The sequence below is a fragment of the Oleiphilus sp. HI0061 genome (genome assembly GCF_001635675.1).
The window spans coordinates 1-5,002 of record NZ_LWFE01001193.1 but is presented as its reverse complement, the minus strand read 5'-3'; the positions used below and the strand labels follow the sequence as shown (position 1 = coordinate 5,002).

General features: G+C 43.0%; 6 protein-coding genes and 1 pseudogene. All 7 read right to left on the bottom strand.

Annotation, left to right across the window (positions count from 1 at the left end):
• Window positions 1-204, bottom strand: a pseudogene (locus A3735_RS18470) (hypothetical protein); the annotation flags it as partial.
• A gap of 173 nt (window positions 205-377) precedes the next feature.
• Window positions 378-1,655 (bottom strand): flagellar hook-length control protein FliK, encoded by a 1,278-nt coding sequence (locus tag A3735_RS18465; RefSeq protein WP_068516555.1) that lies wholly within the window; start codon window positions 1,653-1,655, stop codon window positions 378-380.
• A gap of 175 nt (window positions 1,656-1,830) precedes the next feature.
• Window positions 1,831-2,133, bottom strand: coding sequence for an STAS domain-containing protein (locus tag A3735_RS18460; RefSeq protein WP_068516558.1), 303 nt, complete (start codon window positions 2,131-2,133; stop codon window positions 1,831-1,833).
• 38 nt (window positions 2,134-2,171) lie between these two features.
• Window positions 2,172-3,215 (bottom strand): chemotaxis response regulator protein-glutamate methylesterase, encoded by a 1,044-nt coding sequence (locus A3735_RS18455; protein ID WP_068516560.1) that lies wholly within the window; start codon window positions 3,213-3,215, stop codon window positions 2,172-2,174.
• A 41-nt stretch (window positions 3,216-3,256) separates the two neighbouring features.
• Window positions 3,257-3,898, bottom strand: a complete 642-nt coding sequence (cheD, locus tag A3735_RS18450; protein WP_068516172.1) for a chemoreceptor glutamine deamidase CheD — start codon at window positions 3,896-3,898, stop codon at window positions 3,257-3,259.
• Window positions 3,899-3,959: 61 nt separating this feature from the next.
• The gene (locus tag A3735_RS18445; RefSeq protein ID WP_231872224.1) at window positions 3,960-4,796 is read right to left on the bottom strand and encodes a protein-glutamate O-methyltransferase CheR; all 837 of its coding nucleotides are present in this window, start codon (window positions 4,794-4,796) and stop codon (window positions 3,960-3,962) included.
• A 9-nt stretch (window positions 4,797-4,805) separates the two neighbouring features.
• Window positions 4,806-5,002 (bottom strand): chemotaxis protein CheW (locus tag A3735_RS31130; protein ID WP_369820539.1); only part of this gene is annotated, 197 nt, incomplete at its 5' end.

The window sequence follows — 5,002 nt, the reverse complement described above, 5'->3', positions numbered from 1 at the left end:
AATGTAGCTAGCTGGCTCCTTTACTTCTTCTTCAATAACCGGTTCAGTTGGTGCGTCTTCATCGCCACCAAGCAAAAACATCGTCACACCAACCGATAGACCAATAGCTAAAATTGCAACGATCGCAATAATAATAATTAGCTTTTTCTTTGAACCACCTTCGCCAGATTGCTCTTCTTCAGTTTTGTTTTCTTCTTCTGCCACGTCAAAATCCCGTCATATCAAATCGCAGCTGAGCACCTTTACAGATATCCAGCAAAGTGTATGCCAAAAACAACAGTTCTCCGTTTAAACGGAAGCTTAACTGTTGCCTTTAACTATTTGATATTAGTTTAGCTTAAAGAGGGCGAAAATGAAGAGGGCCTGATAAAAACTTATCAGGCAAAGTAGTCAACGAGATTTGAAGAGGAGCGTGAAATCGATTCTGTCGTAGCTGTTTCACTACTAGAATCTTCAGAATCTTCTTGCTGATCTTCCGAGCCATTAGAACCTTGCTGCTGATCATTGGATGCAAAACGCTCATCACCGCTGCGTGCATCGACATTCACTTCCTGAAGCTCAACGCCGTTTGTCTCCATCATTTCACGTAAACGCACAACGTTAGATTCAAGCATTTCCCTGACTGAAGCATTATGGGCGTTAAATGTAATGGCTGCTGCATCATTTTGAACAGAAATTTTTACATCAATTGGACCAAGCTCAGCAGGGTTTAAGTGGATCTCTGCAGACTGAATTGCCTTTCCCGTAAGCCAAACTATCTTCTGGCCAACTTCCTCCCCCCACTCAACCTCATCCAAACCCGTCATTACTGTTGTCGAGTAAGGCGCGTTATCTAATTTCTGCTGCACTTCCGAAAACGTTGTTTTAAGTAGCGAAGATGAACGCTCTACACCACTACCAATCGTTTTTTCCAGAATGCTTTCAACACTACTAGTACTATCCGCAATCGCCTTAAACTTTGATTCACCTTGCAATGCCTGACTAACAACCTCCTCTTCCAAATTGAGCTTAGCACTGCCATTTTGGGACAAATTCTGAGGAGACAACCCAAGCCCTGAATCAATATTAGAATTGGTAAGCGGAGCTGCTTGAATTTGGTTTGCCGTATTTAGGTTCACCTGAGACTTCTTAGCATCCTGGTTTTGAAAAGATACGCCAGGCAAAACACTTACTGGCGCCACACCTGAATCAAGCCCAGTCAATGCTTGTGGAAGGTTAGCACTTACCGGTGCAAGGGCTTGTTGTATCCCATTTACCGTATTTAGCAAAGATGCCAACACATCTTCGGGTATGTCATCACTTGAAAATCCAAGACCACTCTCAAGCTCTGCCAGCGAGTTAGAAAGAAAAGTACTCATTTCCGGCAATTCTATGCCTTGCTGTGCCGCATCCAGAGACATTAAATTGCCACTCAATAATGCGTTGATATCATCCAGGAAGCTTGAATCCAGCCCTAAAGCTTCAAGCTTAGCAGCAATATCATCAAGTTTCTCAGGACTTATAGAAGACTGATAGACACCTGTTAATGTAGCACCAAATGAACCCTCTATGGGTGATGCACCCGGTTCGCTGCTCGCGCCCAATGCTGGACCGCTAGTTGACGCTGCTGGTGCGTTTCCTGCTGATACAGGGTTTGATAGAGATATATTTTGCATGAACAACAACCACCCGTTTCGCTCAAGCCATATTAATTATGACTTAGAAAAAATAGCTTTAGGACAAGCGAATTGTAGGCGCTCAAGTTAGTCGTCTAACTTGATTACACTACGCTTTAGGGAGGATTATGCGAATATCGGGCCAATATCCGCTATTTAGAGAATGGTACTTAATTTAATGAATATCGAATAGCTGTTTAAAATTAGAGATCTCGAATATCTTTTTTACCTCATCAGAACAGTGAACTATGCTGATTTTTACATTTTCTTTTGCGTGATCCTTAAGTAACAACAACATTCCCAAAGCAGAGCTGTCTAGATAACTGACGTCGCGCATATCGATGCGATATTCACTAACACCGTTGTCTTTTCCTTCGTAAGCGTCACAAAAACTCTGATGCGAAGCAAAGTCAAAGCGACCTTTAATCGCAATAGTTAGAGAGTTATCATCCGTTGAAAGTACTGATGTGATTGACATTTATGCCTCACCTTTGTCTAAATAGATATTTCCTAACGCTACCTTTCACAAGCCTTAAGTAGCGCTTCTCGAATTTTATTTATCGGGAGCACTTTTTGCACAGCGTTAAGTTTAACAGCTGCGCCGGGCATTCCCCATACAACACTCGTTGCTTCATCTTGAGCAAAAGTTGCACCGCCCACTGAAAGTATTCTTTCCATACCTTCGGCGCCATCACTTCCCATCCCCGTTAGGATAGCTGAAACTGCATATTTCCCATAATGCTGTGCGACTGAGTCGAATAATACATTGACCGAAGGCTTATGACCACTGACCTTCTCTCCATCATATAGAGAGGTAACCAAGCGCCCGTTTTTCTCGTAAACTTTTAAATGGAAGTCGCCTGGCGCTAAATAAGCATGGCCCGGCTCCAAAGGCATACCACTCTTTGCTTCCTTAACTGTGATTTCACAGTGTCCATCAAGCCGCTGCGCCAATGAGGCACTAAAGGTAGCAGGTATATGCTGCGCCATAACAATAGGCGGGCAGTTTGCTGGCATCCCTTGCAGGACTTCACGTAGAGCTTCCGTTCCACCCGTAGAACTTCCGATACAAATAATTTTTCGCCCGTCAAATTTACGTTTTTCTGTCGCCTCACTAGAAGCTTGCTTCGACGAAAGCACTCTATCATGAGCCGCCATATTCGCAATGGCAGCATTTCTAACTTTACTCTGAATTGTTAGCGCATAATCCGAAAGGTTATCCCAGGAACCACCTTGTGGTTTTGCGATATAGTCAACTGCGCCAATTGAAAGCGCATCAAGCGTAGCCGGAGCTCCTTTACTAGTTAAAGTAGAGATCATAACGACCGGCATGGGACGCAATCTCATCAAATTTCGCAGAAATGTAATGCCATCCATTTTTGGCATTTCAATATCCAAAGTCAGTACATCTGGACTGAACTGCTTAATTTTCTCACGAGCATCAAGCGGATGCTCAGCGACAGCCACAACCTCAAGGTCTGGTGCCGAGCCAATAATTTCAGATAAAACCTGCCTAATTAGCTCGGAGTCATCAACAATTAAAACTTTTATCTTACTCAAACCTACTTCTCCACGAAAAGTACGACATATTACTGCGCGAATCAGTCAAACAACTCAACACCACCGCTTGGTGCGGACTTTTGCTTCAAGTCATTGCTATAGCTAATCTCTCTTTGCAAGACTGTATCGTTTGTTGTTTCTCTAAGCTTTCTTACTTTAAGTGCACCGGTATCGGGAAAATACAAGACCTTTCTCGGGTATATATCACCAACATCTTCCGCTGCTAGCTCAAAATTTTCTTCGTAAATGTACTTTCTTACGTACGCTATATTTCGCTTACCAATGTCAGTCATGTTGCTAAGAACATTGCCGCCACCAAAAACTTTGATTTCGAGATTTCGACGCGTACCACCAAGCTTTAGGATTTCGTTAATAAGAAATTCCATCGCCCAGTTTCCGTACCTGGAGGCACTGCTTATTTCTGAAGCTCCCCACTTTTCCGTCGAATGAGCCCCTTGCTCTGGTAACATAAAGTGATTCATTCCACCTATACCAAGTTGCACATCTCGAACACAGGCAGAAATACAGGAACCCAGTACGGTAACAATCATTTCTCCAGTTTTGCTCACATAGAACTCACCCGGCATTATTTTAGCAGCGGGAACATTCATTCGCTTATCCCAATACCTGTTCACATGCTCAAAGCCTGCTAGGGGTGGTGGTAAAGTGTGATTTTGTGACATTTACTAACTATCCTACATTAACTGTAATATTGCTGCCCTGAACGACAATCAACATTCAATACTAAGAAATTTTCTGGTAGATGGTCTTACCTATTGGCTTAAACCTTGTACATACTCTACTCAAGCTCTCTGAGTGACCAATTATCAAATAGCCCCCATCTTTAAGCATATCGGCATACCTGTTGAACAAAACTGCTTGAGTCTCTTCATTAAAGTAAATAACGACATTCCGACAGAATATTAGGTCGAACGGGCCTTTCATTGGCCAGCGTTCCAATAAGTTTAGGCGCTTAAATCTAATTAACTCCTGCAAATCAGGTTTAACCTTAACGATATCCGGGTGGTTCTTATCAAACATGAACCACTTCCGCTTGATCTCTTGAGGAAGCGATTCAATTCGCTCAACCCCGTAAACACCTTGCTGACCTTTTCCCAAAACTTTGGAATCTAAGTCAGTAGCTAGAATTTTGCAGTCCCAGCCACTTAAATCAAAGTTATCCCGAATGGTCATTGCAATGCTATAAGGTTCCTCACCAGAAGAGCAGCCTGCAGACCAAACTCTAATTCGCCTTGAAGCAGCGTTGCTATTCTTTAGCTCCTTACAGAGCTTATCTCCAAGAAACTCGAAATGATGGTTCTCTCTAAAGAAGGATGTGAGATTCGTCGTAATCGCATTAATAAAACGACTAACTTCTTCGCTGTTTTCATTACGAATCAAAGACAGATATTCACTTACTGAGCCCAAACGAACATCTCTGAGCCTACGCGCCAGGCGGCCATAAACCATATCTTTCTTATGGGGCCCCAGCACTATGCCAGTATACTTATAGGCCAACTCGCTGATTTCCTGGAAATCAGCATCGGACATCGCAAACTCTCGTGATCGATCAGAATCCACTTAAGAACCTTAACTCGCTAGTAATTGTCGTCCGGCAACCTGATCTGGATCAGCGATCAATTGCTCGCTAAGCTCCAAAATAATCACCATTTTTTCTTCGGTACTTCCCAAACCTTTAACATATTGCGCCTGACTCGTTTGGGAAAGCTCGGGAGAAGGCTGAATTTGAGAATGAGAAAAGTTATACACATCCGACACTGCATCAA

Coding starts and splice junctions, on each gene's coding strand:
- A3735_RS18465 (WP_068516555.1), bottom strand. CDS start 1,655: ATGCAAAATATATCTCTATCAAACCCTGTATCAGCAGGAAACGCACCA.
- A3735_RS18460 (WP_068516558.1), bottom strand. CDS start 2,133: ATGTCAATCACATCAGTACTTTCAACGGATGATAACTCTCTAACTATT.
- cheD (WP_068516172.1), bottom strand. CDS start 3,898: ATGTCACAAAATCACACTTTACCACCACCCCTAGCAGGCTTTGAGCAT.